Annotated in this window: 27 protein-coding genes; 25 read left to right on the top strand and 2 right to left on the bottom strand. The window is 72.0% G+C overall.

Annotation, left to right across the window (positions count from 1 at the left end):
• The 6 genes from hisD to hisF are packed head-to-tail and all read left to right on the top strand — an operon-like array spanning position 1 to position 5190.
• Positions 1-1305 (top strand): histidinol dehydrogenase, encoded by a 1305-nt coding sequence (hisD, locus tag AC2YHB_RS04705; protein ID WP_179650870.1) that lies wholly within the window; start codon positions 1-3, stop codon positions 1303-1305.
• Entirely contained in the window at positions 1302-2405 is a 1104-nt protein-coding gene (locus AC2YHB_RS04710) for a histidinol-phosphate transaminase (protein ID WP_487353562.1), read from the top strand. Before hisD ends, AC2YHB_RS04710 begins: the two co-directional genes overlap by 4 nt.
• Complete coding sequence (hisB, locus tag AC2YHB_RS04715; RefSeq protein ID WP_036542437.1) at positions 2402-3013, top strand: imidazoleglycerol-phosphate dehydratase HisB; 612 nt, start codon at positions 2402-2404, stop codon at positions 3011-3013. The genes AC2YHB_RS04710 and hisB overlap by 4 nt, the downstream gene beginning before the upstream one ends.
• A 4-nt stretch (positions 3014-3017) precedes the next feature.
• Entirely contained in the window at positions 3018-3683 is a 666-nt protein-coding gene (gene hisH / locus AC2YHB_RS04720) for an imidazole glycerol phosphate synthase subunit HisH (RefSeq protein WP_036542440.1), read from the top strand.
• Positions 3680-4417: a bifunctional 1-(5-phosphoribosyl)-5-((5-phosphoribosylamino)methylideneamino)imidazole-4-carboxamide isomerase/phosphoribosylanthranilate isomerase PriA gene (gene priA, locus AC2YHB_RS04725; protein ID WP_036542443.1), complete on the top strand. Its 738-nt coding sequence runs from the start codon at positions 3680-3682 to the stop codon at positions 4415-4417. The genes hisH and priA overlap by 4 nt, the downstream gene beginning before the upstream one ends.
• A complete protein-coding gene (hisF, locus tag AC2YHB_RS04730) occupies positions 4414-5190 on the top strand; it encodes an imidazole glycerol phosphate synthase subunit HisF (RefSeq protein WP_036542446.1) in 777 nt (258 codons plus the stop codon). Before priA ends, hisF begins: the two co-directional genes overlap by 4 nt.
• Positions 5191-5194: 4 nt before the next feature.
• On the opposite strand, the gene AC2YHB_RS04735 is transcribed toward hisF, so the two are convergent.
• Positions 5195-7045, bottom strand: a complete 1851-nt coding sequence (locus tag AC2YHB_RS04735; protein ID WP_487353563.1) for an IPT/TIG domain-containing protein — start codon at positions 7043-7045, stop codon at positions 5195-5197.
• A gap of 487 nt (positions 7046-7532) precedes the next feature.
• On the opposite strand from AC2YHB_RS04735, the gene AC2YHB_RS04740 reads away from it, so the two are divergent.
• Genes AC2YHB_RS04740 through AC2YHB_RS04780 form a run of 9 tightly spaced genes read left to right on the top strand, consistent with a single transcriptional unit; the run spans position 7533 to position 13925 of the window.
• Positions 7533-7997 carry a hypothetical protein gene (locus AC2YHB_RS04740; RefSeq protein WP_487353564.1) on the top strand — a complete coding sequence of 155 codons (465 nt, stop codon included), beginning with the start codon at positions 7533-7535 and terminating at the stop codon, positions 7995-7997.
• A gap of 18 nt (positions 7998-8015) precedes the next feature.
• Positions 8016-8273, top strand: coding sequence for a type II toxin-antitoxin system CcdA family antitoxin (locus AC2YHB_RS04745; RefSeq protein WP_051931789.1), 258 nt, complete (start codon positions 8016-8018; stop codon positions 8271-8273).
• 10 nt (positions 8274-8283) lie between these two features.
• Positions 8284-8652 (top strand): type II toxin-antitoxin system VapC family toxin, encoded by a 369-nt coding sequence (locus AC2YHB_RS04750; protein WP_487353565.1) that lies wholly within the window; start codon positions 8284-8286, stop codon positions 8650-8652.
• A 29-nt stretch (positions 8653-8681) separates the two neighbouring features.
• On the top strand, positions 8682-10451 hold the full coding sequence (locus AC2YHB_RS04755) for an ABC transporter transmembrane domain-containing protein (protein ID WP_036542447.1): 1770 nt from the start codon (positions 8682-8684) through the stop codon (positions 10449-10451).
• Complete coding sequence (locus tag AC2YHB_RS04760) at positions 10448-12268, top strand: ABC transporter ATP-binding protein (protein ID WP_487353566.1); 1821 nt, start codon at positions 10448-10450, stop codon at positions 12266-12268. The genes AC2YHB_RS04755 and AC2YHB_RS04760 overlap by 4 nt, the downstream gene beginning before the upstream one ends.
• Positions 12265-12606 (top strand): phosphoribosyl-AMP cyclohydrolase, encoded by a 342-nt coding sequence (hisI, locus tag AC2YHB_RS04765; protein ID WP_487353567.1) that lies wholly within the window; start codon positions 12265-12267, stop codon positions 12604-12606. The genes AC2YHB_RS04760 and hisI overlap by 4 nt, the downstream gene beginning before the upstream one ends.
• The gene (locus tag AC2YHB_RS04770) at positions 12599-13222 is read left to right on the top strand and encodes a Trp biosynthesis-associated membrane protein (protein WP_487353568.1); all 624 of its coding nucleotides are present in this window, start codon (positions 12599-12601) and stop codon (positions 13220-13222) included. Before hisI ends, AC2YHB_RS04770 begins: the two co-directional genes overlap by 8 nt.
• Positions 13223-13271: 49 nt before the next feature.
• Positions 13272-13472: an HGxxPAAW family protein gene (locus AC2YHB_RS04775; protein ID WP_036542456.1), complete on the top strand. Its 201-nt coding sequence runs from the start codon at positions 13272-13274 to the stop codon at positions 13470-13472.
• A 15-nt stretch (positions 13473-13487) separates the two neighbouring features.
• Entirely contained in the window at positions 13488-13925 is a 438-nt protein-coding gene (locus AC2YHB_RS04780) for a DUF2752 domain-containing protein (RefSeq protein ID WP_179650881.1), read from the top strand.
• A gap of 81 nt (positions 13926-14006) precedes the next feature.
• Here AC2YHB_RS04780 and AC2YHB_RS04785 read toward each other — a convergent pair whose 3' ends face one another.
• Complete coding sequence (locus AC2YHB_RS04785) at positions 14007-14579, bottom strand: DUF805 domain-containing protein (protein ID WP_207010451.1); 573 nt, start codon at positions 14577-14579, stop codon at positions 14007-14009.
• A 148-nt stretch (positions 14580-14727) separates the two neighbouring features.
• Here AC2YHB_RS04785 and trpC point away from each other — a divergent pair, with 148 nt between their 5' ends.
• The 10 genes from trpC to AC2YHB_RS04835 all read left to right on the top strand — a co-directional run bounded on the left by trpC (position 14728) and on the right by AC2YHB_RS04835 (position 26748).
• Complete coding sequence (gene trpC / locus AC2YHB_RS04790; protein WP_487353569.1) at positions 14728-15531, top strand: indole-3-glycerol phosphate synthase TrpC; 804 nt, start codon at positions 14728-14730, stop codon at positions 15529-15531.
• A complete protein-coding gene (gene trpB / locus AC2YHB_RS04795) occupies positions 15528-16754 on the top strand; it encodes a tryptophan synthase subunit beta (protein WP_036542462.1) in 1227 nt (408 codons plus the stop codon). The genes trpC and trpB overlap by 4 nt, the downstream gene beginning before the upstream one ends.
• Positions 16751-17563, top strand: a complete 813-nt coding sequence (trpA, locus tag AC2YHB_RS04800) for a tryptophan synthase subunit alpha (RefSeq protein WP_487353570.1) — start codon at positions 16751-16753, stop codon at positions 17561-17563. Before trpB ends, trpA begins: the two co-directional genes overlap by 4 nt.
• The gene (locus AC2YHB_RS04805; protein WP_308645652.1) at positions 17556-18155 is read left to right on the top strand and encodes an SCO family protein; all 600 of its coding nucleotides are present in this window, start codon (positions 17556-17558) and stop codon (positions 18153-18155) included. The genes trpA and AC2YHB_RS04805 overlap by 8 nt, the downstream gene beginning before the upstream one ends.
• A gap of 3 nt (positions 18156-18158) precedes the next feature.
• Positions 18159-19112: a prolipoprotein diacylglyceryl transferase gene (gene lgt, locus AC2YHB_RS04810; RefSeq protein WP_487353571.1), complete on the top strand. Its 954-nt coding sequence runs from the start codon at positions 18159-18161 to the stop codon at positions 19110-19112.
• Between the two features lie 89 nt (positions 19113-19201).
• The gene (gene pstC / locus AC2YHB_RS04815) at positions 19202-20242 is read left to right on the top strand and encodes a phosphate ABC transporter permease subunit PstC (protein WP_179650887.1); all 1041 of its coding nucleotides are present in this window, start codon (positions 19202-19204) and stop codon (positions 20240-20242) included.
• Entirely contained in the window at positions 20239-21354 is a 1116-nt protein-coding gene (pstA, locus tag AC2YHB_RS04820) for a phosphate ABC transporter permease PstA (RefSeq protein WP_487353572.1), read from the top strand. Before pstC ends, pstA begins: the two co-directional genes overlap by 4 nt.
• A complete protein-coding gene (locus AC2YHB_RS04825; protein WP_179650889.1) occupies positions 21351-23009 on the top strand; it encodes a substrate-binding domain-containing protein in 1659 nt (552 codons plus the stop codon). The genes pstA and AC2YHB_RS04825 overlap by 4 nt, the downstream gene beginning before the upstream one ends.
• Positions 23009-25840 (top strand): hypothetical protein, encoded by a 2832-nt coding sequence (locus AC2YHB_RS04830; protein ID WP_487353573.1) that lies wholly within the window; start codon positions 23009-23011, stop codon positions 25838-25840. Before AC2YHB_RS04825 ends, AC2YHB_RS04830 begins: the two co-directional genes overlap by 1 nt.
• Positions 25837-26748 (top strand): sortase, encoded by a 912-nt coding sequence (locus AC2YHB_RS04835; RefSeq protein WP_487353574.1) that lies wholly within the window; start codon positions 25837-25839, stop codon positions 26746-26748. Before AC2YHB_RS04830 ends, AC2YHB_RS04835 begins: the two co-directional genes overlap by 4 nt.
• Positions 26749-26786: the final 38 nt, after the last annotated feature.

Consider the following 26786-nt stretch of genomic DNA (forward strand, 5'->3'; position numbering starts at 1 on the left):
ATGTCCCTCATCCGCCGCATCGACCTGCGCGACGCCGACTCCTCGGTCGACTACCGCGCAGCAGTGCCCCGTGCCGACTTCGACATCGAAGCCGCGGTGCCGGCGGTGCATGCGATCTGCGAGGAGGTCCGCACCCGCGGGCTGGACGCGATCGTGGAGTTCGGCGAGAAGTTCGACGGCGTGCGCGTCGACGACATCCGGGTCGCCCCGGAGGTGATGCAGGCTGCCCTCGACAACCTCGACCCCGACATCCGCGCGGGCCTGGAGGAGTCGATCCGGCGCCTGCGGGCGACCTGCGCCAACGAGGTCGAGCAGGACGCGGTCACCGACCTCGGTCCCGGCGCCCGGGTGACCCACCGCAAGGTCCCGGTCGGGCGGGTCGGCCTCTACGTCCCCGGCGGCCTGGCGCCGCTGGTGTCCAGCGTGCTGATGAACGTCGTCCCGGCGCAGACCGCGGGCGTCGAGTCCATCGCCCTCGCGAGCCCGCCGCAGAAGGAGTTCGGGGGCTCGGTGCACCCGACGATCCTGGCGGCGTGCGCGCTGCTCGGCGTCGAGGAGGTGTACGCCGTCGGCGGCGCCCAGGCGATCGCGATGTTCGCCTACGGGGTCGGCCCCTGCCAGCGCGTCGACCTGGTCACCGGGCCCGGCAACATCTGGGTGGTCACCGCCAAGCGGATCCTCAAGGGCCAGATCGGCATCGACTCCGAGGCCGGTCCGACCGAGATCGCCATCCTCGCCGACGACACGGGCAACGCCGCCTACGTCGCGGCCGACCTGATCAGCCAGGCCGAGCACGACCCGCTGGCCGCCTCCGTCCTGGTGACGACGTCGGAGCGGCTCGCCGCGGACGTGGAGCACGAGCTCGAGCAGCAGGTCGCCGCCACCAAGCACACCGACCGGATCACGACCTCCCTCGGCGGGCGGCAGTCCGGCATCGTGCTCGTCCGCGACCTCGAGCAGGGCCTCGACGTGGTCAACGCCTACGCCGCCGAGCACCTCGAGATCCACACCGAGGACGCCGCCGACTGGGCCGCCCGCGTGCGCAACGCCGGCGCCATCTTCGTCGGCCCCTACGCCCCGGTCAGCCTCGGCGACTACTGCGCGGGGTCCAACCACGTGCTTCCGACCGCCGGTTGCGCGTGCCACTCCTCGGGCCTCTCGGTCCGCGCGTTCACCAAGTCGGTGCACGTCATCGACTACTCCGCCGCGGCGCTCGACGAGGTGGCCGGCCACGTCGTGACACTGGCCGAGGCCGAGGACCTGCCCGGACACGGCGCCGCCATCACCGTTCGGGTGGCTCGATGACCGAGCCGACCCCCTGGCCCCCGCTGCGCGAGGAGCTGCGCGGGATCGAGCCGTACGGCGCCCCGCAGCTCGACGTGCCGGTGCAGCTCAACGTCAACGAGAACCCCTACGGGCCCTCCCCGGCGTGCGTCGCCGACATCGCGACGGCCGCGGCCGAGGCGGCGGTGACGCTCAACCGCTACCCGGACCGCGAGTTCGTCGCGCTGCGCCAGTCGCTGGCCTGGTACCTCTCGCGCGACACCCTCGCCGGGATCCTCCCGGAGCAGGTCTGGGCGGCCAACGGCTCCAACGAGATCATGCTGCAGCTGCTGCAGGCCTTCGGCGGACCCGGCCGGACGGCGGTGAGCTTCGCGCCGACGTACTCGATGTACCCGGAGTACGCCCGCGACACGAACACCCGCTGGGTGGCCGGTCGTCGCGCCGACGACTTCTCGCTCGACCTCGACGCCGCGCGCGACCTGGTCAAGACCGAGCAGCCGAGCGTGATCCTGCTGCCGAGCCCCAACAACCCGACCGGCACGGCATTGCCGCCCGAGGCCGTCGGCGAGCTGTGCGAGGCCGCCGGTGACGGGCTGGTCGTCGTCGACGAGGCCTATGGCGAGTTCCGCCGTGAGGGGGTCCCGAGCGCGCTCGAGCTGCTGCCGTCGTACCGCAACCTCGTGGTGACCCGGACGATGAGCAAGGCGTTCGCCGGTGCCGGCCTGCGGCTGGGCTACCTCGCCGCGGCGCCGGAGATCTGCGACGCGATCCGCGTCGTGCGCCTGCCCTACCACCTCTCGGCGGTCACCCAGGCGGTCGCGCTGGCGGCGCTGCGCCACGCGCCCGAGCTCCTCGGCAAGGTCGACGAGCTGCGCGCGGAGCGCGATGCGCTCGTGACCTGGCTGTGCGCCGAGGGGTACGACGTCGCCGACTCGGACGCGAATTTCGTGTTGTTCGGGCGATTCGCCGACCGTCATGCTGTCTGGCAGGGTCTCCTCGACCGGGGAGTCCTGATCCGGGAGACCGGGCCCGAGGGGTGGCTGCGGGTCTCCGTCGGCACCCCCGACGAGATGGCGGCCTTCCGGGCCGCACTGACTGATGTGGATGGAGAGCGCGCATGAGTGCCAGGACTGCCCGCGTCGAGCGGCAGACGAGCGAGTCCAAGGTCCTCGTCGAGGTGGACATCGACGGCACCGGCCGTCACGACATCTCCACGGGCGTCGGCTTCTACGACCACATGCTCACCGCGTTCGCGCGCCACGCGCTGGTCGACCTGACCGTGCAGACCGAGGGCGACGTCCACATCGACGCGCACCACACGACCGAGGACACCGCCATCGCGCTCGGCCAGGCGCTGCGCGAGGCGCTCGGTGACAAGAAGGGGATCCGCCGCTTCGGCGACGCGACCGTCCCGCTCGACGAGGCGCTCGTGCACGCCGTCGTCGACGTGTCCGGCCGTCCCTACTGCGTGCACACCGGCGAGCCCGAGGGCCAGCAGTACGTCCAGCTCGGCGGCTCCGGCGTCTCCTACCTCGGCTCGCTGACCCAGCACGTCTTCGAGTCGATCGCCTTCCACGGCCACTTCGCGCTGCACGTGCGCGTGCTCGCGGGGCGCGAGCCGCACCACATCGTCGAGACGCAGTTCAAGGCGTTCGCGCGCGCCTTCCGCGACGCGGTCGCCCTCGACCCGCGCGAGACCGGCATCCCCTCCACGAAGGGCGCCCTGTAACCCGATGAGCGACCGCAAGCCGTCCGTCGTCGTCCTCGACTACGGCTCCGGCAACCTGCGCTCCGCCGTGCGCGCCGTCGAGCGCGCGGGTGCGGAGGTGACGCTGACCGGCGACCTCGAGGCCGCCATGGAGGCCGACGGCCTGCTGGTGCCCGGTGTCGGCGCCTACGAGGCGTGCATGCGCGGCCTGCGCGCGATCCGCGGCGAGCGGATCATCGCTCGGCGGCTGTCCGGCGGCCGCCCCGTCCTGGGCATCTGCGTGGGCATGCAGATCCTCTTCGAGCGCGGCATCGAGCACGGCGTCGAGACCGAGGGCTGCGACGAGTGGCCCGGCGTCGTCGAGCGCCTGCAGGCGCCGATCGTGCCGCACATGGGCTGGAACACCGTCGAGGTGCCCGAGGGCACCCGGCTGTTCGCGGGCATCGAGGACGAGCGCTTCTACTTCGTGCACTCCTACGGCGTGCGCGACTGGACGCTGGTCACCAACGACCGCACGCCCGACAGCCACCAGCCGCTCGTCACCTGGGCGGAGACGGGATCTGTCGAGGGGGCGGGCGACCGCTTCGTCGCCGCCGTCGAGAACGGACCACTCTGCGCCACGCAGTTCCACCCGGAGAAGTCGGGGGACGCGGGCGCGCAACTGCTGAGGAATTGGGTGAAGTCGCTGTGACCTCCTACCTGGAGCTGCTGCCCGCCGTCGACATCAAGGGCGGCCAGGCCGTCCAGCTGGTGCAGGGCGTGGACGGCTCGGAGAAGCGCTTCGGCGACCCGATCGAGGCCGCGCTGCGCTGGCAGGAGGCCGGCGCCGAGTGGCTGCACCTGGTCGACCTCGACGCGGCGTTCGGCCACGGCCAGAACCGCGAGCTGCAGGCCGAGATCGTCGGTCGGCTCGACATCAAGGTCGAGATGAGCGGCGGCATCCGTGACGACGAGTCGCTCGAGGCCGCGATGGCGACCGGCTGCCGCCGGGTCAACATCGGCACCGCCGCGCTCGAGCAGCCCGAGTGGTGCGCCAAGGCGATCGCGACGTACGGCGACCGCGTGGCCGTCGGCCTCGACGTCCGCGGCCGCACGCTGGCCGCCCGCGGGTGGACCCAGGAGGGCGGCGACCTCTACGAGACGCTGGCCCGCCTCGACGCCGAGGGCTGTGCGCGCTATGTCGTCACCGACGTCAACAAGGACGGCATGCTGCAGGGCCCGAACCTCCAGCTGCTGCAGGACGTCTGCGCCGCCACCGACCGCCCGGTCGTGGCCTCCGGCGGCGTCACCACGCTCGACGACATCCGTGCGCTGATGGAGCTCGTCCCCGTCGGGGTCGAGGGCGCCATCGCCGGGACCGCCCTCTACACCGGCCAGTTCACCCTCGAGGACGCGCTGGCGCTCACCAAGGGCGGCCTCGTATGACCTTGGCCGTCCGGGTGATCCCGTGCCTGGACGTCGACGCCGGCCGCGTGGTCAAGGGCGTCAACTTCCAGGACCTCCGTGACGCCGGCGACCCGGTCGAGCTCGCCAAGCTCTACGACGCCGAGGGCGCCGACGAGCTGACCTTCCTCGACATCTCCGCCTCCCACGAGGGCCGGGCGACCACGATGGAGATCGTCTCCGCGACGGCCGAGCAGGTCTTCATCCCGCTCACGGTCGGCGGGGGAGTCTCCTCGGTCGAGGACGTCGACCGCCTGCTCCGCGCCGGCGCCGACAAGGTCGCGGTCAACACGGCCGCCATCAAGCGGCCCGAGCTGATCGCCGAGATCGCCCAGCGCTTCGGCAACCAGGTGCTGGTGCTCTCGGTCGACGCCCGGCGGGTGCCGGCCGGCTCCGAGGTGCGCACCGACTCAGGGTTCGAGGTCACCACCCACGGCGGGCGCCAGTCCGCCGGCATCGACGCCATCGAGTGGGCCGTGCGCGCGGCCGAGCTGGGCGCGGGGGAGATCCTGCTCAACGCGATGGACGCCGACGGGACCACCGACGGCTTCGACCTCGAGCTGATCCGCAAGGTCCGTGCCGAGGTCTCGATCCCGGTGATCGCCTCCGGCGGCGCCGGTGCGGTCGAGCACTTCCCGCCGGCCGTGGAGGCCGGCGCCGACGCGGTCCTCGCCGCGACGGTCTTCCACTTCGGGACGCTGCGGATCGCGGACGTGAAGGAGTCGCTCGCCGGAGCAGGCGTGCCCGTCCGCTGAGGAGTCAGCGGTAGCGCATCGTCACGGAGCTGACGCCGACGCCGCCCCACCGGTCGCGCGCGGACACTCGCACCCGGCCGGGCGCGTGGCGCGGGATGAGAACTCGCATGACGGTGGGCCGCAGTACGCGGAAGCTACGGGCTGGCACCCCGCCCACCTTGACGGAGGTGGTTCCGTCGAAGTCACGTCCGTAGACGACCACCCAGACGCCACCGCGCCTCGGAACCACGGTCTCCGACAGCCTGAGGATGTAGGGGACTCCGGCAATCCAGAGCGGGTGGGTGGCCGCGGTTCCCGCCCAGGTTCTGACGGTGATGCGGAGCGGGCCGCGCGGTAGTCCGCTGGGGACCAGGACGGAGACGGCCCCGGGGTCGGACGGATCGGTGGACCCGACATAGCGCGCCCTCCGGTCGCCGAACCACACGGCCGCGCCGTAGGCGTCGAGATGGGCTCCCCGGATGGTCACCCAGTTGGGCGCTCCGGTCGAGCCGCGCTTCGTGCTGGTGCTGGTCACGACCGGCCGGAGCCCGAACCGGAGCCACAGTTGGGTGTCATTACCACTGCCGTCCACGCCGAGGACGGCGACGTAGTAGGTCTCGCCCATCGTCACAGGGGCCCGCACCCGCGTCTCTCGTGCGGGCACGGCGGTGGCACCACGGTCTGATGCGACGCGCGTCAAGGTGCTCAGGCTCGTTCCCCGGTAGAGGACGGCGACGCTGTCGAATGCCGTCCACGGGAGACTGGCCTCGACCATTCCGGTCGAGGGAGCAACGAAGCGGAACCACACGCTGCCACCGACGGGGACTCCCGGAGCGTGGTCCGGCTCGCCGGTCTCGGTGGTCGAGCCGACGGAGTCGAAGTCGACCTCCGCGGCGGCGTCGACGGCGGGGTTGGGGATGAAGGTCGCATCGCCGAAGCTGTCGTTGTCGGGGTACGGCGACGGAGTCCATCGCGGCATGAGCTGGACCTGGCCGCGGTCGTCAGCGGTCGCTCCGGAGACGCTGACGTAGTAGGACTTCGTTCCCTTGACGGAGATCTCGGAGAGTGTCGAGGTCGGTGTCGCAGCGGTGGAGAGCGCCACCGGCTGGAGGTCCGTCACCGATGCGGGCTCCGACGTTGCGCTCAGGACCGCGATCCGGACGGCCTGATCGATGCCGGTGGCCTCGAGGTCGAGGGTCCCGTTGCGGCCTGGGCTGAAGCGCCACCACAGGGTCGCCTGCGGTGAGGTCGCCCATGCCGCCTGCCACAGGGAGTCCTCACCGTCCTCCACGCCAGCCCGGGTGTTGAACGTTGTGGACCGGTAGTCCGGGATCAACGGCGCAGGGTTCGCCAGCATGTCGTTCAGGGGAGTCGGGCTGAGGCGGAAGGAGATCCAGGTGAGCGCCTGCGAGGTCGTGGCCGTGGCGACGATCCAGTACGTCGTCCCGTCGTCGACCGGCAGGGAGTCGATCCGGCTCGATCTCCACCCCGGCGACTCGTCGTCGTTGTGTGCGACCTGGGTCAACGAGGACAGGGTCGTCCCCGTGTAGACCGCCAGCGCAGGATCGGTTCCCCCGGCCCACACGGTGAGGTTTCCCGCGGTGGCGGGCGTGATCGAGTACCAGACCGACCCGGCCGCCGACACGCCTGCAGGGTTGTGGTCCGGCTCACCGTCCTGGAGGGTCGCCTCCGCGAGGGTGGGGTAGCGCCTGATGAACGCTCCACCGGACTCGGGCGAGATCACCTCGGCCGCCTCGAAGTCGTCGTTGGCCGGCGGCGCCGCTGACGCCGGCACGGCGTTGCCGAGGATCGTGACACCGGTGGCTGCCAGTAACAGAGCAGTCGCGTGGCACAGGGAGCGGAGGCGGCGGTTCATGGACTCTCGTTCCTCCCGGGACGCGTTCGCGCCGGAGTCGACCCGACGACCGACCCGACCGTAGCGCCACGCGCCGGGTCCGGTCCGGTGAACCGGGAAACCAGGGGTGCAGTTCCTAGGGCTGCGTTCCCTCCGCTCCCTGCCGGGCCAGGTCGCCGAGCGTGCTGGAGGGTGTGTCGCGCGCCGGCGGCGTACGAAGGTCCGGTGCTGCTGCGTCGGGACCTGCGCACGCGCTCATCGACAGTCCGAGCGCGACGCAGAGGATCCCGAGGCGGGTACCGATGGGGTCCACGGTGCCCCTTCCTCTCGTCGTTGGTGACGTCGAGAGTGGTCGCACCGGACGGCCGCCGCAATCGCCCGGAGCGGCGCCTGTGGACAACAGCCGGGAGCCGGGAAGTTCTCCACAGGCCGCGTGACTGCAGTGGCGGACGCGCGAACCCCGGTGCAGGGTGAACCCTCCCATCAGAGCTCCATCTCGGGAGGACCCATGGACGCCCCACTGCACGCTGACAGCGGCATCACCATCAGCGGCTCACTGACGATCGAGCCGCGCCTCGAGGCCGACGACATCGAGCTCCTGCACGCGATCGCGGCGGCGAGCCTGCGGTCGTCGCTCGACGACAAGCCGTCCGCCTTGGTTGACACGCTGGCGCCCGGGCACCCGGACGGACCCAACCCGTGGGTGTCCTGCCCGGACGGTTGCTGCCTCGACATCAGCGAGGCGTCGTACGTGCGGGTCGATGCCATCGAGCCGTGGCTCGCGCACGTGGTCGGCACCCTGTTGGTGGACCATGCCATCTCCGGTGCGCTCGTGCTCTGGAGCCACGCCGACCGCGCGTTCACGGCGCTCGTCGTGGACGGCACGCGGGTACGACGCCAGGCGGTCCTGCGTCCTGCGCCGGGCAGGAATGGCCGGACCGGGACGGGCAAGGACCGACTGCGTGCGGTCTGAGGTGTGTATCGTGTGTGTATGGCACGCCTCAATGTCTACGTCCCCGACGAGCTTGCCGCTCGCGCGCGGGAGGCGGGGCTCAACGTGTCAAAGCTGACGCAGGAGGCGATCGAGGAGGAGCTGCAGCGCACGGCGATGAGGGTCTGGATGGAGCGGGTGCGCGCGAACCCCCCGTTGCCGGAGCTCTCGCGCGAGGAAGCGCAGCGGATCATGGACGAAGTCCGCGATGAGTTCGGCACACGGTGGGGGGACGCGGCCGATGGCGTGGGTGATTGATGCGTCATCCGTGGTCGACCTGCTGTCAGGCGGTCGCCCGGGCGTTGCCACCGAGGAGATCGTGGGCGTCGACAGGCTCCACGCCCCCGATGTCGTGACCGGGGAGGTCGTGTCAGCACTGGCTCGTCGGGCGCGCGCCGGGCATCCCGGCGCAGATGACGCGGTGCGGGAGTTCGGCTCCATGCCTCTCGCTCTTCATCCGAGTCACCCCCTTGTCCGGGCAGCGTGGTCGCGCCGCGACAACCTGCGGATCACCGATGCGTTCTATGTCGAGCTGGCGCGGGCGCTGTCGGTGCCCCTGGTCACCTCGGACGCACGCCTGGCCCGCGCGGTCGAGCAGCAGTCGCTGTGTGATGTCCGGCTCGTCGGCAGGGAATAGGCCGATCGGCGAGCAGGTTGCGGGGTGAAGTGAGCACAGGAACCGGTACGACGTCCGCCGGCTTCGGTGTCCTCTGGGTGGCCATCAAGCGCGAGCCCTGGATCTTCACCCTCTCCACGGTCGGGAGCGTGCTCTTCGGGGCGCTGACCGTCGCCGACGCGTGGGTGCTGGGCTGGTCGACCGACCACGTCGTGCTGCCGGCCTTCAAGAACGGCGAGATCGGCGGTGGCCTGCTCTGGGCCGTGCTGGGACTCTTCGTCGGGGTGGCCATCCTCCGCGCGGTCGGCATCGTCGCGCGCCGCCTGGGCGCGGGCGTCATGCAGTACCGCATGCAGGCGCACAGCCGCCGCGCCGTCACCCGGCAGTACCTCCGCCTCCCGATGGAGTGGCACCAGCGGCACCCGACCGGCGAGCTGCTGTCCAACGCCAACTCCGACGTCGAGGCAGCCTGGGGACCGATCGCTCCGCTTCCGATGGCGGTCGGCACGGTCGCGATGATGGTGATCGCGGTCGTGCAGATGCTGCTGACCGACCTGGCGCTCGCGACGGTCGGACTGCTGGTCTTCCCGGTGGTCATCGGCACCAATGTCGTCTACCAGCGCCTCGCCCAGGGCTGGGCCACCCGCGCCCAGCAGCTGCGCGCCGAGTTGTCCGAGATCGCGCACGAGTCCTTCGACGGCGCGCTCGTCGTGAAGACCCTCGGCCGTGAGCCCGAGGAGACCGAGAGGTTCCGGGCGAAGGCCGTCGAGCTGCGCGAGGCCAACATCAGGGTCGGCCGGATCCGCGCCGCCTTCGACCCCACGCTCGCCGCGCTGCCCAACCTCGCGGTCCTCGTGGTCCTCGTGCTCGGGGTGCACCGCGTCATGTCCGGTGCCACCGTGGCCGGCGACGTCGTGACGGTGACCTACCTGCTCACGGTCGTCGCGTTCCCGATCCGCTCGATCGGCTGGCTCCTCGGCGACTTCCCGCGCAGCGTCGTCGGCTACCGCCGCGTGGCCGCGGTGCTGCGCGCCTCCGGCGCCATGGAGTACGGCGACCAGGTGCTCCCCGCCCACGAGGGCGGCGCGCGGCTCGAGGTGGCCGGTGCGGAGTTCGGCTACACCCCGGACCGCCCGCTGCTGCGCGACCTGAGCTTCGACGTCGCGCCGGGCCGCACGGTCGCCCTCGTCGGCGCCACCGCGTCCGGCAAGAGCACCCTGACCACGCTGGTGGCGCGGCTGGTCGACGTCGACGGCGGCGCGATCCGGGTCGACGGCACGGACGTGCGTGACCTTCGGCGCGGCGCGCTGGCGGAGGCGCTGGCCGTCGTACCGCAGACGGCGTTCCTGTTCGACGACACCGTCCGGGGCAACGTGACGCTGGGCCTCGACGTCCCCGACGCCGACGTGTGGGAGGCGCTGCGCACGGCACAGGCCGACGGGTTCGTCGCGGCCCTGCCCGACGGGCTCGACACGCGGCTGGGGGAGCGCGGCACCACCCTGTCGGGCGGCCAGCGGCAGCGGCTCTCGCTCGCCCGGGCCCTGGTCCGGCGACCCCGCCTGCTGGTCCTCGACGACGCCACCTCCGCCGTCGACCCCGAGGTGGAGGCGCGGATCCTCGGCGCGCTCGGCTCCACCGACACCACGCTCGTCGTCGTCGCCTACCGCAAGGCCACGATCGGCCTCGCCGACGAGGTGCTCTACCTCGTCGACGGTGCCATCGCCGACCGCGGCCCGCACGACGAGCTCGTCGCACGCAACGCCGACTATGCGCGCCTGGTCAACGCCTACGAGACCGACGAGCAGGAGGTGCCGGCATGAGCACCGCGCTGCACACCGGCGAGGACATCGGCGCCTGGGAGACCATCCGCCGCGGCGTGCGCCACTCGCCCGAGCTGGTCGAGGGCATCGGTCGCACGCTGCTGCTGGCCGTGCTCGCCTCCGTCGGCCAGGTCATCGTGCCGATCGCGATCCAGCAGACGGTCGACAAGGGCCTGCGCGGTCCGGACGGCCCCGACGTCACCTTCACCACCTGGCTCGCCCTCGCGGCCGGTGCGGCGATCGTGGTGACCAGCTGGGCGTCGTACGCCATGACGGCGCGCCTGTTCTCCACCGCCGAGCGCGGGCTGGCGACGCTGCGGGTGAAGGCCTTCCGCCACGTCCACGACCTGCCGCTGCTCACGCAGAACACCGAGCGCCGCGGCGCCCTCGTCTCGCGGGTCACCAGCGACGTCGACCAGGTGAGCCAGTTCCTCGTCTTCGGCGGCCTGCTCTTCGTGGTGAGCGTCGGCCAGATGCTCGTCGCCACCCTCGTGATGCTCTTCTACAGCTGGCAGCTCGCCCTCGTCGTGTGGCTCTGCTTCGCGCCGCTCTTCCTGAGCCTGCGCTACTTCCAGCGCAAGCTCGCCGCCGCCTACGGGACCGTACGACGCCAGGTCGGCGTGCTGCTCTCCGCGGTGTCCGAGCCCGTGGTCGGCGCGACGGTGGTGAAGTCCTACGCGATCGAGGACCGCACCCAGGAGCGCATCGACCTGGCGATCGACACGCACAAGGCGGCGAGCACGCGGGCCCAGGGGTTCACGGCGTTCTCGTTCAGCCTCGGCGGGATCTCGGCCGGCTTCGCCAACGCGGGTGTGCTCATCGTCGGCATCTGGCTGGGCCAGGGCTTCGCGTGGGGGGAGGGGATCACCGCGGGCGAGGTGCTCGCCTTCGCCTTCCTGGTCACCCTCTTCGTCGGCCCGGTGCAGATGGGCACCCAGATCCTCACCGACGCCCAGAACGCCATCGCCGGCTGGCGTCGGGTGATCGGCATCCTCGACACCCCCGCCGACCTCGTCGACCCCGGCCGGGACGGGCAGACGCTGCCGAAGGGCGCGATCGACGTCCGGTTCGAGGGCGTCGGGTTCGCCTACCCGGGCGGCTCGGAGGTCCTCAGCGACATCGACCTGGCGATTCCCGCCGGCCAGCGGGTCGCCGTCGTCGGTGAGACCGGCTCGGGCAAGTCGACGATCGCCAAGCTGCTGACCCGGCTGATGGACCCGAGCCGCGGACGCGTCCTGCTCGACGGCGTCGACCTCCGCGAGATCAGCGAGGCGGCGCTGCGCAGCAGCGTGGTCCTGGTGCCGCAGGAGGGCTTCCTCTTCGACGACACCCTGGCCGCCAACGTCCGCTACGGCCGTCTCGGTGCCACCGCCGAGGAGATCCAGCAGGCGGCCGACTCCATCGGCCTCGGTGACTGGCTCGCCGGGCTGCCCGACGGCGTGGAGACGCGGGTGGGCCAGCGCGGCGAGTCGCTGTCGGCGGGGGAGCGCCAGCTCGTCGCGCTGCTGCGGGCACAGCTCGCCGACCCCGACCTGCTCGTGCTCGACGAGGCGACCAGCGCCGTCGACCCCGAGCTCGAGACCCGGATCGCGCGAGCCCTGGAGAGCCTGATGACCGGCCGCACCTCGGTCACCATCGCGCACCGCCTCTCGACCGCCGAGGCGGCGGACGTGGTGGTCGTGGTCGACCGCGGCCGGATCGTGCAGCACGGCCCGCACCGCGAGCTGGCGCAGCAGGCGGACACGCCCTACGCACGGCTCCACGCGTCGTGGGTCGCGCAGCGCGGCACCACCCCTGACCGGATAATGGAGCCGTGACCTCCCTCGACCCCGCCATCGCCGACCGGCTCAAGCTGACCGACGACGGGCTGCTGCCCGCCGTCGTGCAGCAGCACGACACCGGCGAGGTGCTGATGCTCGCGTGGATGGACACCGAGGCGCTGCACCGCACGCTGACGACCGGGCGGGCGACCTACTGGAGCCGCTCCCGCAACGAGTACTGGGTCAAGGGCGAGACGTCCGGCAATCCCCAGCACGTCCACGAGGTCCGGCTCGACTGCGACGGCGACACCCTCCTCGTCAAGGTCGACCAGGTCGGCGTCGCGTGCCACACCGGTGCCCGGACCTGCTTCGACGACGGGCTGCTCGGTGGCTGAGCGCCCCGCGGCGCCGGCCGGCCGTCGTACCTTCGGGCCGACGGTGCTCCTCGGCATCGCGGGCAGCGGGTTCGCCGCCGTCGCCGGGCACAAGGAGATGCTGACCGTCCCGGAGTCGACGCTGACGGCTGCGGGCGGGCTCGCCCGCACGGTCCAGGACCGGTCCGTCGAGTTCCCGCTCGCCGGCGCGCTGGCCCTGGTGGCGCTGGCCGCCTGGGGAGTCCTGCTGGTCACCCGCGGCGTCGTGCGCCGGATCGTCGCCGTCCTCGCGCTCGTCGCGGCGGCCGGCATCGGGGTCGTCGTCGTTGTCGGCGGCTTCGTCCAGGACGACTCCGCAGCCGGCGACCTCGCGATCCGGCTGGGCCTCAACGCTTCCGCCGTCGAGGTCGAGCGCACCCCGTGGCTGTGGATCGCCCTGCTGACCTCGCTCGTGGCCTTCCTGGCCGCCGGTGCCGCCGTCCGGATGGTCCCGGAGTGGCCCGAGATGGGCACCCGGTACGACGCCCCGGGCGCCGCCGCCGACGCCTCGCCCCCGCCCGCCGGCGCCCCGGAGGACCGCACCAACCTCGACCTGTGGAAGTCACTGGACGAGGGCAGCGACCCGACGGACAGCTGACCCCCTAGAATCCTCCTGACCGACCCGCTTGAACGAGGAGTTCCCACCCATGGCCGACAACCACGGCAACACCCCCGCCGCCTGGACTGCAGTGCTGGTCTCGCTGGTCGGCTTCGTGGTCGGCGCCATCGGAATGTCCGTCTCGCCGCTGAACTGGCCGCTCTTCTGGATCGGCGCGGTCATCGCGGTCGCGGCCGGCCCGCTGTTCCTCGTCCTCGTGAAGATGGGCCTGCACGAGTCGAGCCACTGAGGCTCGGCCGAGGCGATGACCCTCACGGCACCCTCCACGCCCGCCACCGGGGTCTCCCGGTGGCGCCGGATGGTGCCGCCCGCCGCGGTGGCCGGCGGCCTCGCGGCCGCCACGCTGGCGCTGCACCTGCGTGACCCCCACGACCAGAACAGCTGGGGGATCTGCCCGACCGCCGCGATGGGCTTCTCCTGCCCGGGCTGCGGCGGCCTGCGTGCCGTCAACGACCTCGGCAACCTGCAGATCGGCGCCGCGGCGTCGAGCAACCTGCTCTTCGTGCTGTCGCTGCCGTTCATCGCCTACGCCTTCTACCGCTGGGCGCACGGCCGCTGGACCGGGACCCCGTGGAGTCCGTCCGACCGCTCGCTCAACAGGTCGGCGATCATCCTGGGCGTGGCGATGCTCGTCTTCACGGTGCTGCGCAACCTGCCCGCCGGCGCCTGGCTCGCGCCCTGACGAGCGGCCGGCCCGCACCTGACATGCAACGACGCCCCGGACCAACGGTCCGGGGCGTCGTGACGTCCTGAGCGGCAGCGGCTACTGGCCGTAGGGGTTGCCGTAGCCGCCCCCGCCGAAGTTCTGTCCACCGCCGACGCGGTCGTACTTCGCACCCTCGGGCTTCGAGGGCAGGCACATCATCACCAGCTGGATGATGCCGCCACAGCCCGGGATGAAGCCGAGCAGGTACATCCAGCCGCTGAAGCCGCCGTCGTGCAGGCGCCGCACGCCGATGGCGATGCTCGGCACGATGGTCGCGAGGAAGTACACCAGGAACAGCAGGCCGAAGATCAGCGTCAGCGCCGTGGACTCGGCCGCGAGCCCGATGAAGAGCAGGACGTAGAGCACCACGCCGATCAGGCCGACGCCGAGCGCGTACCACCAGTACTCGCTGCGGCTGGCGCGACCGTCGAAGCGCGCGTACTTCTTGAACGCCCGCTGGACCGCGGCGCCGAACCCGATGCCGTAGTAGGGCAGGTCGAGGGTGCCGGGGTCACCGGAGGTGGGGCCGCCGAAGGGCGCACCGCCGCCGTAGGGCGGCTGCTGGCCGTAGGGGTTGCCACCGTAGGGAGGCTGGTTGCCGGGCGGGGGCGGCGGAGATCCGTAGCTCACGCTGATCCTTCTGGGTCGGGCCCGGCCGAAATCCGGGCGGTCGCAGCAGCCTAACCGCGTCGGCGCCCCGGAAACCATCGGCTGGCCGGAGGTCCACAAGTCCAGCCACTGTGCGGTGCGTTCCCTGCCGCGTGGAACACTGACAGCGATGGGAACTGTGCTTGACGAGATCGTCGCCGGTGTTCGCGAGGACCTCGCGCTCCGGCAGGCGAGTGTGCCCGAGGCCGACCTGCGTGCCGCCCTCGCCGACGCTCCGGCGCCGCGCGACCCGATGCCGCACTTCCGCGACGCGGGCTCGAGCGTGATCGCCGAGGTGAAGCGGAAGAGCCCGAGCAAGGGCGAGCTGGCCGACATCCCCGATCCCGCCGCGCTGGCGAAGGAGTACGCCGCCGGCGGCGCCGCCGCGATCAGCGTGCTCACCGAGCAGCGGCGCTTCGGTGGGAGCCTGGACGACCTGCGCGCCGTGCGGGCCGCGGTCGAGGTGCCCGTGCTGCGCAAGGACTTCATCGTCACCGAGTACCAGCTGCTCGAGGCCCGGGCGGCGGGTGCCGACCTGGCGCTGCTGATGGCCTCGTGCCTGCCGGACGACCGGCTGGACCGGTTGCACGACCTCGCCCGCGAGCTCGGGCTGACGGTGCTGCTGGAGGTGCACGACGAGGCCGAGACGGAGCGCGCGATCGAGATCGGCGCCGAGCTGATCGGTGTCAACGCGCGCAACCTGAAGACGCTCGAGGTCGACGCCGGGACCTTCGGCCGCCTCGCGCCGCTGGTGCCGGCCGCCCGGGTCCTGGTCGCCGAGTCCGGCATCACCGGGCAGGCCGACGTGCAGCGCTTCGTCGACGAGGGCGCCCGTGCGGTGCTGGTCGGTGAGGCGCTGGTCAGGGACGGAGCACCGAGGGACGCCGTGGCCGCCATGACCGGCCTGCAACGGAGGAGTGGAGAGCAGCGATGACTGGCGCAGGGAGCACGTACGACGCCGACGCGCTCGGCTGGTTCGGAGGCGCGGGCGCCTTCGGCGGCCGGTTCATGCCCGAGGCCCTGATGGCTGCGTTGGACGAGCTCGACATCGCCTGGCAGAAGGCGATGGTCGACCCGACGTTCACCGCGGAGTTCGAGGACCTGCTGCAGAACTACGCCGGCGTCCCGAGCATGCTCTACGACGCGAAGCGGCTCTCCGAGCACGCCGGCGCGCGCATCCTGCTCAAGCGTGAGGACCTCAACCACACCGGCGCGCACAAGATCCGCAACGTGCTCGGCCAGGCGCTGCTGACCAAGCGGATGGGCAAGACGCGCGTCATCGCCGAGACCGGCGCCGGCCAGCACGGCGTGGCCTCGGCGACGGCGGCGGCGTACCTGGGGCTCGACTGCACCGTCTACATGGGCGAGGTCGACACCGAGCGCCAGGCGCTCAACGTCGCGCGGATGCAGTTGCTCGGCGCCGAGGTGATCCCGGTCAGGAGCGGCTCGCGGACCCTGAAGGACGCGATCAACGAGGCCCTGCGCGACTGGGTCGCCAGCGTGGACCACACCGCCTACCTCTTCGGCACGGCCGCGGGCCCGCACCCGTTCCCGAGCCTCGTGCTCAGCTTCGTGCGCGGCATCGGCGACGAGGCGCGCCAGCAGTGCCTCGACCTCACCGGCGCCCTGCCCGACGCCATCGCGGCGTGCGTCGGCGGCGGCTCCAACGCCATCGGGCTGTTCGCGGGCTTCGTCGACGACCCGGAGGTCGCGATCTACGGCTTCGAGGCAGGCGGCGACGGCGTCGAGACCGGTCGCCACGCCGCGACGATCTTCGCCGGCTCGATCGGGGTGCTCCACGGGGCGCGCACCTTCGTGCTCCAGGACGACGACGGCCAGACGGTCGAGTCGCACTCGATCTCCGCCGGCCTGGACTATCCCGGCGTCGGCCCGCAGCACGCCGCGCTCGCGGCGGGCGGCCGGGCGTCGTACCTCCCGGTGACCGACGCCGAGGCGATGGACGCGATGGCCCTGCTGGCGCGCACCGAGGGCATCATCCCGGCGATCGAGAGCGCCCACGCGATCGCGGGCGCGCTGAAGGTCGCGAAGGACCGGCCGGGCCAGACCCTGCTGGTCAACCTCTCGGGCCGCGGCGACAAGGACATGGGCACCGCCATGGAGTGGTTCCACCTCGGTGAGGCGGGGGAGAAGAAGTGACCAGCACGAGCACCGCGTTCGCGAAGGCGCGGGCCGAGGGTCGCGCTGCCCTCGTCGGCTACCTGCCCGCGGGCTTCCCCGACGTCGACGGCAGCATCGCCGCGCTCAAGGCCATGGTCGACGCCGGCTGCGACATCATCGAGATCGGCCTGCCCTACAGCGACCCGGTGATGGACGGCCCGACGATCCAGGCCGCCGCGCAGCAGGCGCTCGAGGCGGGGGTGCGCACCACCGACGTGCTGCGCACGGTCGAGGCGGTCGCGGCGACCGGTGTGCCGACGCTCGTGATGACCTACTGGAACCCCATCGAGAGGTACGGCGTCGAGCGGTTCGCCCAGGACCTGGCGAACGCCGGGGGAGCGGGCCTGATCACGCCCGACCTCACGCCCGACTTCGCTCCCGAGTGGATCGCGGCCGCCGACGCGCGCGACCTCGACAAGGTCTTCCTCGTCGCGCCGTCGTCGACCGACGAGCGGATCGCCCTGACCACGGCCGCCTCGCGCGGCTTCGTCTACGCGACCGGGATCATGGGCGTCACCGGCACGACGCAGGCCACGGCCGCCGGGGTGGCGCCGTTGATCGAGCGCACCAAGGCGCTGAGCCCGAACGGCGGGGCCGACCTCCCCGTGGGCGTCGGGGTCGGGGTGAGCACCGGTGCGCAGGCGGCCGCCCTGGCGGCGTACGCCGACGGCGTGATCGTCGGCTCGGCGTTCGTCCGTACCCTGCTGGACCACCCGGACGACCGGGCGGCGGGCCTCGCGGCGCTGAAGTCCCTGACCGAGGAGCTGGCGGGGGGCGTTCGTGCGTAGGCTCGCAGTGCTGTGCGCACTGCTCGGCCTGGTGATGGCCGCCTGCGGCACGGCCGACGAGAAGGCCGAGTTCACCGGCACCCGGCTGGAGCAGCCCTACCAGGCGCCGGACATCGCGCTGACCGACACCGACGGGAAGCCGTACTCGCTCGCGGCGAGCACCGACAAGCCGCTCACCCTGGTCTTCTTCGGCTACACCAACTGCCCGGACTTCTGTCCGCTGGTGCTCAACAACATCGCGGCCGGGCTCAACCAGCTCGACGCCGCCGACCGCAAGAAGGTCGACGTCGTGCTGGTCACGACGGACCCCGAGCGCGACGACGAGAAGACCATGCGCGCCTATCTCGACCGCTACGACAAGTCGTTCATCGGCCTGACCGGCGACCTCGACACGATCATCGAGCTCGGCGAGCCGATCCACGTCTACGTCAACGACGGCAAGAAGCTGCCGACCGGGGGCTACGACCTCGGCGGCCACTCGACCTTCACCCTGGCCATCGACAGCCACGACGAGGCCGTCGTCCTGTGGAACCAGGAGACCTCGGCCGCCGAGTTCGCGGCGGACATCCACACCCTGCTCACCGAGGACTGACCCGTGCTGCCCCAGCTGATCACCGCCACGATCCCGAGCCCGGCCAACGGCGTGTGGCACATCGGGCCGTTCCCGCTGCGCGGCTACGCGCTGTGCATCATCCTCGGCATCGTCGTCGCCATCTGGATCGGCGAGAAGCGCTGGCAGGCGCGCGGCGGCACGCTGGGCGAGGTCCAGGACGTCGCTCTCTGGGCCGTGCCCTTCGGCCTCATCGGCGCCCGGCTCTACCACGTCGCGACCGACTGGGAGAAGTACTTCGGCTCCGACGGCTCGCCCGTCGACGCGCTCTACGTCTGGCACGGCGGCCTCGGCATCTGGGGCGGCGTCGGCCTGGGGGCCGTGGGTGCCTGGATCGGCGCCCGCCGCAAGGGGATCCGGCTGCTGCCGATGCTGGACGCGCTCGCGCCCGGCGTCCTGGTGGCGCAGGCGATCGGCCGCTGGGGCAACTGGTTCAACCAGGAGCTCTACGGCCGTCCGACCGACCTGCCCTGGGGCCTGGAGATCGACCAGGACCACTGGCAGTGCCTGGTCGACGGCGTGCAGACCTCCGGCAAGTACTGCGGCACCGCCTTCGGCGGACCGTACGCGGACGGCACGGTCTTCCACCCGACCTACCTCTACGAGTGCCTCTGGAACCTCGCCGCCTTCGCGCTGATCATCTGGCTCGAGCGTCGCTACCGCCTCGGGCACGGCCGGGTGATGGCCGTCTACGTCATGGCCTACACGCTGGGCCGGGGCTGGATCGAGTACATCCGCGTGGACAACGTGCAGCTCGAGGACGTCCTCGGCCTGCGCTTCAACGTGTGGACCTCGATCGTGCTCTTCGTCCTCGCGGCGGCGTACTTCGTGTGGTCGCTGCGCAACCGGCCCGGCCGGGAGGAGGACGTGTACGTCGACGGGCGGGCCACCACGCCGGACGAGGTGGCGGAGGACACACGTCCAGCATCTGATCTGTAGTTTCCAAATTAATCCAGCCGAACCACTAGACTTAATGCAGTTGTTGGTTCGGCCATCGGGGGCCGCCTACGGGTAGGGGTGCCCCCGGTATGTCGCGTGTTGCTGTCCCGACGCCACCTGCGTCGTCCTACGAGGACCCGGGTGAGGACGTCCCACGGCCGATCGCCGTGCGGTACTCCGTGCAGGACCGGGTGTTCCTGCAGGTCGTGCGGGTGCTCGCCTTCACCGTCCTGGTCATCACCTCCGGCATCGGCATCTTCCTGGGGATCCAGTCCGTGCCGACGCTGCAGCACTACGGCCTCTCGTTCTTCACCGAGTACCGCTGGCTGCCCAGCCAGGACATCGTCGGCATCGCCGCGGTCGTGCTCGGCACGATCCAGGTCGCGGTGATCGCGCTGCTCATCGCCTTCCCGCTCTCGCTGCTGACCGCGCTCTACATCACCGACTGGGCCCCGGGCTGGGCCCGGCCGCTGCTCGTGCGTGCGGTGGACCTGATGGCCGCCGTGCCCGGCATCGTGTTCGGCCTGTGGGTGCTGATCGTCGTCCAGCCGCACGCCACGCTGGTGACCCACTGGATCAGCAAGCACTTCGGCTGGATCCCGTTCTTCAAGGTCCGCACCGACGTCGACTACCCGATCTGGAACCAGGCGCCGGGCTACCCGTCGTACGCGGGGTCGGCGGCGATCGCCGCGCTCGCCGTGGCGATGATGATCTACCCGATGGCGACCTCCGTGATGCGCGAGGTCTTCTCGGAGGCGCCGGCAGGCGAGAAGGAGGCGGCGCTCGCGCTGGGCGCCACCCGTTGGGCGATGGTGCGCACGGTGGTGCTGCCGTTCGGCCGCGGTGGCGTCATCGGCGGGACGATGCTCGCCCTGGGCCGCGCGCTCGGCGAGACGATCTCCGTGGTGATGGTCATCTCGCAGGCCTTCGAGATCAAGCCGAACGTGCTGGAGTCCGGTACGGCGACCATCTCGGCGCTGATCGCGTCCGGGTTCAAGGAGGCCACGCCGGCGCAGCTCTCGGCCCTGCTGACCGCGGGCTTCCTGCTGTTCGTGATGACGCTCGTGGTCAACAGCCTCGCCGCGGTCGTCGTGGCCCGCTCGCGCGGAGGCGGGGTGACCGAGCTGTGACCGCCGTCGAGACCCGGCCCGAGGCCCGTGCCGAGGACCACCCGCAGCCGCAGCCCGAGACGGTGCCCGCTCCCGAGACGCTCCGCCGCGCCGGGCACCGCACCCGGGAGGACACGCTGACCCTGGTCGGCGCGCTGGTCGGCGCGACCGCGACGACCTGGGTCGGCTACACGCAGGTGCTGCCGTTCTCGGGCGCCGTCGGCTTCGCCGTGATCTGGTACGCCGTCTTCGTCGCCTTCTACGCCGGCCTGACGGCGCTCACCCAGCCCCGCCGCATCGTCGTGGACCGCGTCGTCGCGTCGGTCGTGATGGCCGCTCCGGCGCTGGTCGGCCTCGCCCTGCTCAGCACGGTGGTCTCCACGGTGTGGAAGGGCCTGCCGGCCCTGACGCACTGGAACTTCTTCTTCGACGACATGGCCGGGGTGCACGCCGATGCGCCCTTCACGACGGGCGGTATCGCCCATGCGCTGGTCGGCACCGTCATCGAGGTCTGCATCGCCGTGTCCATCGCCATGCCGCTCGGCGTCGCGACGGCGGTCTACATCTCCGAGGTCGGCGGCCGGGGCGCGGTCCTCGTGCGCACCGTCGTGGAGGCGATGACCGCGCTGCCCTCGATCGTGGCGGGCCTGTTCATCTACACCGTCTGGATCGTCAACCTGGGCATGGAGACGAGCGGCCTCGCGGCTTCGCTCGCGCTCGCGGTGATGGCGCTGCCGATCATGGCCCGCGCGAGCGAGGTCGTCCTGCGCGTCGTGCCGAACGGCCTGCGCGAGGCGTCGTACGCCCTCGGCGCCGGGCGCTGGCAGACCGTGTGGAAGGTGGTCCTGCCGACCGCGCGCCCGGGCCTGGCGACCGCGCTCATCCTCGGCGTGGCCCGCGCGGTCGGCGAGACCTCGCCGCTGCTGCTGACCTCCGGCGCCTCGACCTTCTTCAACGCCAACCCGACCCACAACCCGATGAACTCGCTCCCGCTGTTCGTCTACGCCTCGGTGAGCACCGGAAGCCCGGAGATGGAGCAGCGCGCGTACGCCGGCGCGACCGTCCTGCTCGCCGTGGTGCTCTCGCTGTTCCTGCTCGCCCGCCTGGCGGCCAGGGGAAGGAAGAACCGATGATCGCCACGCGCACCCGGATGCGGGTCGTCCGCACCGTCGCGCTCCTGCTCGCCGGCTACCTCGCCGTCGCGGCCGGTCCCGGCGCGGCCAGCGCCGCCGCGCCGTCGTACGCGCTGATCCAGGGCTCCGGCTCCTCGTGGGCGGCCAACGCGGTCAACCAGTGGGTGGCCGACGTCGACGCCAAGGGACTCAAGGTCGTCTACACCGCCAACGGCGCGGCCCAGGGCCGCAAGGACTACGCCAACAAGTCCACGGACTTCGGCGTGACCGACTCGCCCTACCGGGGGAAGGACCCGACGACGGGCGCGACGGACTCCTCGCTCGGCCGTTCGTTCGCCTACCTGCCGGTCGTGGCCGGCGGTACGGCCTTCCCCTACAACATCGAGGTCGGCGGCAAGAAGATCCGCAACCTGCGCCTGTCGGGAGACACCCTGGCGAAGATCTTCACCAACAAGATCAGCAACTGGAACGACCCCGCGATCACCAGCGACAACAACGGCCGGGCGCTGCCGTCGATCCCGATCATCCCCGTGGTGCGCGCCGACGGCGCGGGTGTCACCAACCAGTTCAGCACGTGGATGACCAGCCAGCACGCGGGTCTCTGGAAGGACTGCAACGGCGGCAAGGCAGCCCCGACGGACTACTTCCCGCTCAACTGCGGCGAGGCCCGCGGTCCCCAGCGCGCGCAGACCGGCTCGGACGGCGTCATGAACTTCATCAAGGCCAAGGGCTCGGTCGGCGCCATCGCGATGGAGGAGTACTCCTACCCGCTGATGGCCGGCTACCCGGTCGCGAAACTGCTCAACAAGGCCGGCTACTTCACCCTGCCGACGCAGTACAACGTCGCGGTCGCGCTGACCAAGGCGGAGATCAACGACAACCCGAGCGACCCGAACTACCTGACCCAGAAGCTCGACAAGGTCTACGTCAACCCGGACAAGCGGACCTACCCGCTGTCGTCGTACGTGTACGCGATCATCCCGACCGCCGCCGACGACTCCCGGATGACGACGGCGAAGCGCCAGACGATCGTCGACTTCCTCAAGCACTCGATCTGCGAGGGCCAGTCGGAGATCGGCCCGATCGGCTACTCGCCGCTGCCGATCAACCTGGTCCAGGCGAGCTTCACCCAGGTCAACAAGCTGAAGAAGGCCGACCCCAAGGTGTCCTTCGACGCCTCGATCATCCAGAACGTCAAGAACTGCCACAACCCGACGTTCGTCGCCGGCCACCCCGAGCAGAACCTGCTCGCGAAGATCGCGCCCTTCCCGGCCGACTGTGACCGGCCCGGCAAGGGCCCGTGCGCCGACGGCGTGGGCTCCTACAACGACAACCCGAACGGGACCGGCGGCCCCAAGGGCGGTACGACGGACACCGGCTCCGACACGCCCGGTGCCGCGACGACCGACACCGACGGCGACGGCATCCCCGACGCCCCGGCGGGTGCCGGCGACGTCCCGGTGGCCGGCGGCGGCGCCGACGGCACCGGCGCCGGGACCACGAGCGACGACGTGCAGGTCGTCGCGACCACCCTCGACCCCGACGCGGGGTCCGGCCCGCCGTCGGTCCTGGCCGCGCTCGTGATCGGCCTGTTCGCCGGCGTGCTCATCGTGCCGCCCGTGGTGGCGCAGGTGGTCGGCCGGAGGCGGTCGTGATGGCCGGCCGGGCGACAGGCCGGGTGACAGGCGGGGGCACGGCACGACGCCGGGCCGAGCGGCTCCTCTTCGCGCTCGCGTTCGTGCTCGGCGGCCTGGCGGTCGTGCTCCCCGGCGGACAGGCGCCCGCCGGTGCTGCCGAGGGCGTGACGAAGTCGGTGACCGCCGTCCGGGCCTTCCTCGACGCCGACGGCAAGGAGACGGTCGCCTCCACCAACAAGGTGCGGCTCAACGTCTCGCAGACCACCAACCTGCGCGGACGCCAGGAGATCAAGGTCCGCTGGGAGGGGGCGCACCCGACCGGCGCCGTCGTGCCCGACCCGAACTCGTCCGACGGCCGCAACCAGGAGTACCCCTTCGTCCTCCTGCAGTGCCGCGGCGTCGACACCGACGGTGCCACCCCCAAGGGGCAGGTGAGGCTCTCGCCGGAGACCTGCTGGACCCAGACGGCGCCCGAGCGCTACCTCGCGGCCGCCTCGAGCACGCCGTCGTGGCGCTTCGACGCCTGGGCGAAGGCCGAGGACCGCGAGGCGATCGTCGGCCCGCCCGCCACCCTGCCGAAGGCGTGCTCGTCGGTGTCCCAGCTGACCACCGAGCACTGGCTGCCCTTCAAGGCCGCCGGCGGCACGACCTACTACGGCGGACCGGACCCGGGCGTCGGCTGCATGCCGCTGCCGCCGGAGTCCGACTCGGCCGAGGCCGGCGGCCTGCCGAGCAACACGACCTACGGCATCACCGGCTCCGACGGCAAGGGCTCCGCCGACTTCGCGGTGTGGACCAAGGCGGAGAACGCCTCGCTCGGGTGCTCGGCCAAGGTCGCCTGCGCCCTCGTCGCGGTGCCCGTCGTCGGCGTCAGCTGCGACGCGTTCGGCACCACGCTGCCGGAGGGCACCCAGCTGACGACCAAGGCCGGGGTGCCGCTGACCGACGCCCAGCTGGCGAGCGGCGATGCCACCTGCCGTCGTACCGGCTCGTACGCGGCGGGGGAGCCGGCGTCGAGCCGGACCTCCGACCAGGCCGTGCGCGGCAACCTGTGGTGGACGCCGTCGAACTGGCGCAACCGGATCACGGTCCCGCTCGAGTTCGCGCAGACCGCCGAGGTCTGCCCGGTGGAGTCGGTCGAGAAGCCGCTCGAGCTGATGGGTTCCGTGGTGCTCAACGAGCTGACCGCCTCGTGGCGCCCGAAGTTCTGCACCACCGACTCGCTGTACTCGTTCACCCACGTGCAGCAGGCCGAGTCGCTCGCGCGCAGCCTCGTCCAGTCCGGCGAGATCAAGGGTGCGTTCAGCACCGCGCCGCAGCCGGGCGGCTACCAGCGCCCGGTGGCCCAGGCCCCCATCGCGTTCGGCGGGTTCGCCATCGCGTTCTCGATCGACAACGGGGACAAGCGGCGCCGTGAGCAGCTGAACCTCAACGCCCGCCTGGTCGCGAAGCTGCTCAGCGCGTCGTACCCGGCGGTGGCGTTCGTGCGCAACGGGCACGAGGGGCTGGGCGACAACCCGCTCAACATCACCCTCGACCCGGAGTTCCGCGCGCTCAACCCCGGCATCGACGAGCGATCGACGCTGCAGGCGGGCGCGGCGCTGCAGGTGTTCTCGTCGAACTCCGACCTCGTGTGGGCGCTGACCCGCTGGATCGACGCCGACCCCGAGGCCCGTGCCTGGCTCGACGGCACGCCCGACCCGTGGGGGATGAAGGTGAACCCGGCGTACAAGGGCCTCGACCTGCCGGTCGACAACTGGCCGCTGCTCGACGAGTTCGTCGCCCCGCAGTGGTACATCGACGACAACGCCTGCTACCGGAAGAGCCCGACGCCCTACCTGCAGCTGGTCGCGAACCCGCTGTCCGGCCTCGGTGCCGTCGGCCTCAACCTGCAGTTCGCCAGCTCGGCCGCAGCCACCGTCTGCCGCTACGACGGGTACGACGCCACGACGCTGCCGCTGCGCACGGAGGGCCGGCAGGCCGTCGGCTACCGCTTCGTCCTCGGGCTCGTCTCGCTCCCGGCGGCGCGTCGCTACAACCTCCGCACGGCCGCCCTGCAGTCGAGCTCCGAGGTGGCCGCCGGCAAGCAGTTCTCGGACGCCTCCGGGCGGACGTTCGTCGAGCCCGACACCAAGGGCCTCACGGCCGCGGCCGGCCTGCTGGAGGCCGACGACGAGGCGGGCACCTGGGTCGTCGCCGACGACGCGCTCGGCACGGCGAAGGGCAAGGCGGCCTATCCGGGGGCGATGCCGGTGTACGCCGTCTTCCCGACGAGCGGCGAGGACACCGCCACGGCGACCAAGCTGGCGAAGTTCCTCTGCTACGCCGGCGGCGCCGGCCAGACGCCCGGCCAGGCCAACGGTTCGCTGCCCGCGGGCTACCTGCCGCTCACGGCCGACAACGGCTTCGCCACGCAGCAGGCCTACCTGGCGAACGCGGTCAACGCCGTGCGCGCGCAGAAGGGCGCCGTCCCGGCGCTCGAGGTGACGGGGAAGGCGCCCACCCTCGCGAAGGCGTGCGACTTCTCCACCGCCGCTGCGCCGGTCCAGGAGTCACCGCCGAAGGCGGGGGCCGCAGGCGACGTGCCGGCCGCACCGGTCGTGGCCGATGACGCGCCGCCGGCTGAGAAGCCCGCCGCCGCCCCGGCTGCGCCGGTGGTCGAGGCCGAGACCGTGCTCACGGCCGGCGAGCAGTCCTCGCTCGGCCGGGTCGGCCTGCCCACGCTGGTGCTCATGGCGGCGCTGAGCGCGATCGCCGGGTCCGTGCTGCGCTGGCTCGACCTGCTGCAGGGACTGGTCTCCAGCGTCGTCGCCAGCGCCCGCCGGCCCGCACCCCGGAGGCGGGCATGAGCGACCCCACCCGCACCCTGGTCCACGACGGCGAGGTCGACGCCTCGCCGCCGCCCGGGCGCGCCGAGGAGCACATCCGGATCGCGGGAGGCCGCGCGATGCTCGCGCTGTCCCTGCTGCTCGGGTGGTTCCTCCTGTACCTGCTGGTTCTGAGCGACTTCGAGCAGAACCATGCACAGAACGTGCTCTACGGCGAGCTACGCACCCAGCTCGCCGAGGGCACGGCACCGACGGGCGCACCGGTGCGAGCCGGTGCGCCCGTCGCCCTGCTCGACATCCCCTCCCTCGACGTCGACTCGCTGGTCGTCGTGGAGGGCACGCGGTCCCGCCAGCTGCAGGACGGTCCGGGCCACCGCCCGGGCACCGTGCTGCCGGGACAGCAGGGCGTGAGTGTCGTGGCAGGCCGCTCGACGTCGTACGGCAGGCCGTTCGCGGACCTGCCCGACATCGAGCGTGGTGCCGAGGTCGTCGTGACGACCGCCCAGGGACGCTTCGAGTACGTCGTCTCCGGGATCCGGGTCGACGGCGACCCGATGCCCGCGCCCCCGGGGGACGGGGCGAGCCGGCTGATCCTGGTGACCTCCTCCGGCTCGGGCTCGCGCCTGGCGCGGCTCCAAACCTCCCACACCGTGTACGTCGACGCCGAGCTCCGCTCCGGCGCGGCCGCTGCCGGTCCGCGCTCGTCGGCGGACCCGGAGCCGACGCTGCTGGAGCCGCACGTCGACCGGCTCACCCTGGCCGAGCTCGCGCTCGCGCTGCAGGTGCTGCTGGGTGCCCTCGCCGCCTTCGTGTGGGCGTGGAGCCGCTGGTCGCGCAGGGCGGCGTGGATCGCGGGCGCGCCCGCGGTCGTGGCCGCGCTGTGGCTGGTCTCGTCGATCGGAGCCCGCCTCCTGCCTGCCCTCATCTGATCCCGGTCCGCGAGGCCCCGGGTCACCGGGGCCTCGCC

It is taken from the genome of Nocardioides sp. SRI_004, assembly GCF_057586415.1.

Coding starts and splice junctions, on each gene's coding strand:
- hisD (WP_179650870.1), top strand. CDS start 1: ATGTCCCTCATCCGCCGCATCGACCTGCGCGACGCCGACTCCTCGGTC.
- hisF (WP_036542446.1), top strand. CDS start 4,414: ATGACCTTGGCCGTCCGGGTGATCCCGTGCCTGGACGTCGACGCCGGC.
- hisH (WP_036542440.1), top strand. CDS start 3,018: ATGAGCGACCGCAAGCCGTCCGTCGTCGTCCTCGACTACGGCTCCGGC.
- AC2YHB_RS04835 (WP_487353574.1), top strand. CDS start 25,837: ATGAGCGACCCCACCCGCACCCTGGTCCACGACGGCGAGGTCGACGCC.
- hisB (WP_036542437.1), top strand. CDS start 2,402: ATGAGTGCCAGGACTGCCCGCGTCGAGCGGCAGACGAGCGAGTCCAAG.
- AC2YHB_RS04710 (WP_487353562.1), top strand. CDS start 1,302: ATGACCGAGCCGACCCCCTGGCCCCCGCTGCGCGAGGAGCTGCGCGGG.
- pstC (WP_179650887.1), top strand. CDS start 19,202: ATGTCGCGTGTTGCTGTCCCGACGCCACCTGCGTCGTCCTACGAGGAC.
- AC2YHB_RS04825 (WP_179650889.1), top strand. CDS start 21,351: ATGATCGCCACGCGCACCCGGATGCGGGTCGTCCGCACCGTCGCGCTC.
- AC2YHB_RS04745 (WP_051931789.1), top strand. CDS start 8,016: ATGGCACGCCTCAATGTCTACGTCCCCGACGAGCTTGCCGCTCGCGCG.
- trpC (WP_487353569.1), top strand. CDS start 14,728: ATGGGAACTGTGCTTGACGAGATCGTCGCCGGTGTTCGCGAGGACCTC.
- AC2YHB_RS04780 (WP_179650881.1), top strand. CDS start 13,488: ATGACCCTCACGGCACCCTCCACGCCCGCCACCGGGGTCTCCCGGTGG.
- trpB (WP_036542462.1), top strand. CDS start 15,528: ATGACTGGCGCAGGGAGCACGTACGACGCCGACGCGCTCGGCTGGTTC.
- AC2YHB_RS04830 (WP_487353573.1), top strand. CDS start 23,009: ATGGCCGGCCGGGCGACAGGCCGGGTGACAGGCGGGGGCACGGCACGA.
- AC2YHB_RS04775 (WP_036542456.1), top strand. CDS start 13,272: ATGGCCGACAACCACGGCAACACCCCCGCCGCCTGGACTGCAGTGCTG.
- AC2YHB_RS04735 (WP_487353563.1), bottom strand. CDS start 7,045: ATGAACCGCCGCCTCCGCTCCCTGTGCCACGCGACTGCTCTGTTACTG.
- AC2YHB_RS04760 (WP_487353566.1), top strand. CDS start 10,448: ATGAGCACCGCGCTGCACACCGGCGAGGACATCGGCGCCTGGGAGACC.
- AC2YHB_RS04740 (WP_487353564.1), top strand. CDS start 7,533: ATGGACGCCCCACTGCACGCTGACAGCGGCATCACCATCAGCGGCTCA.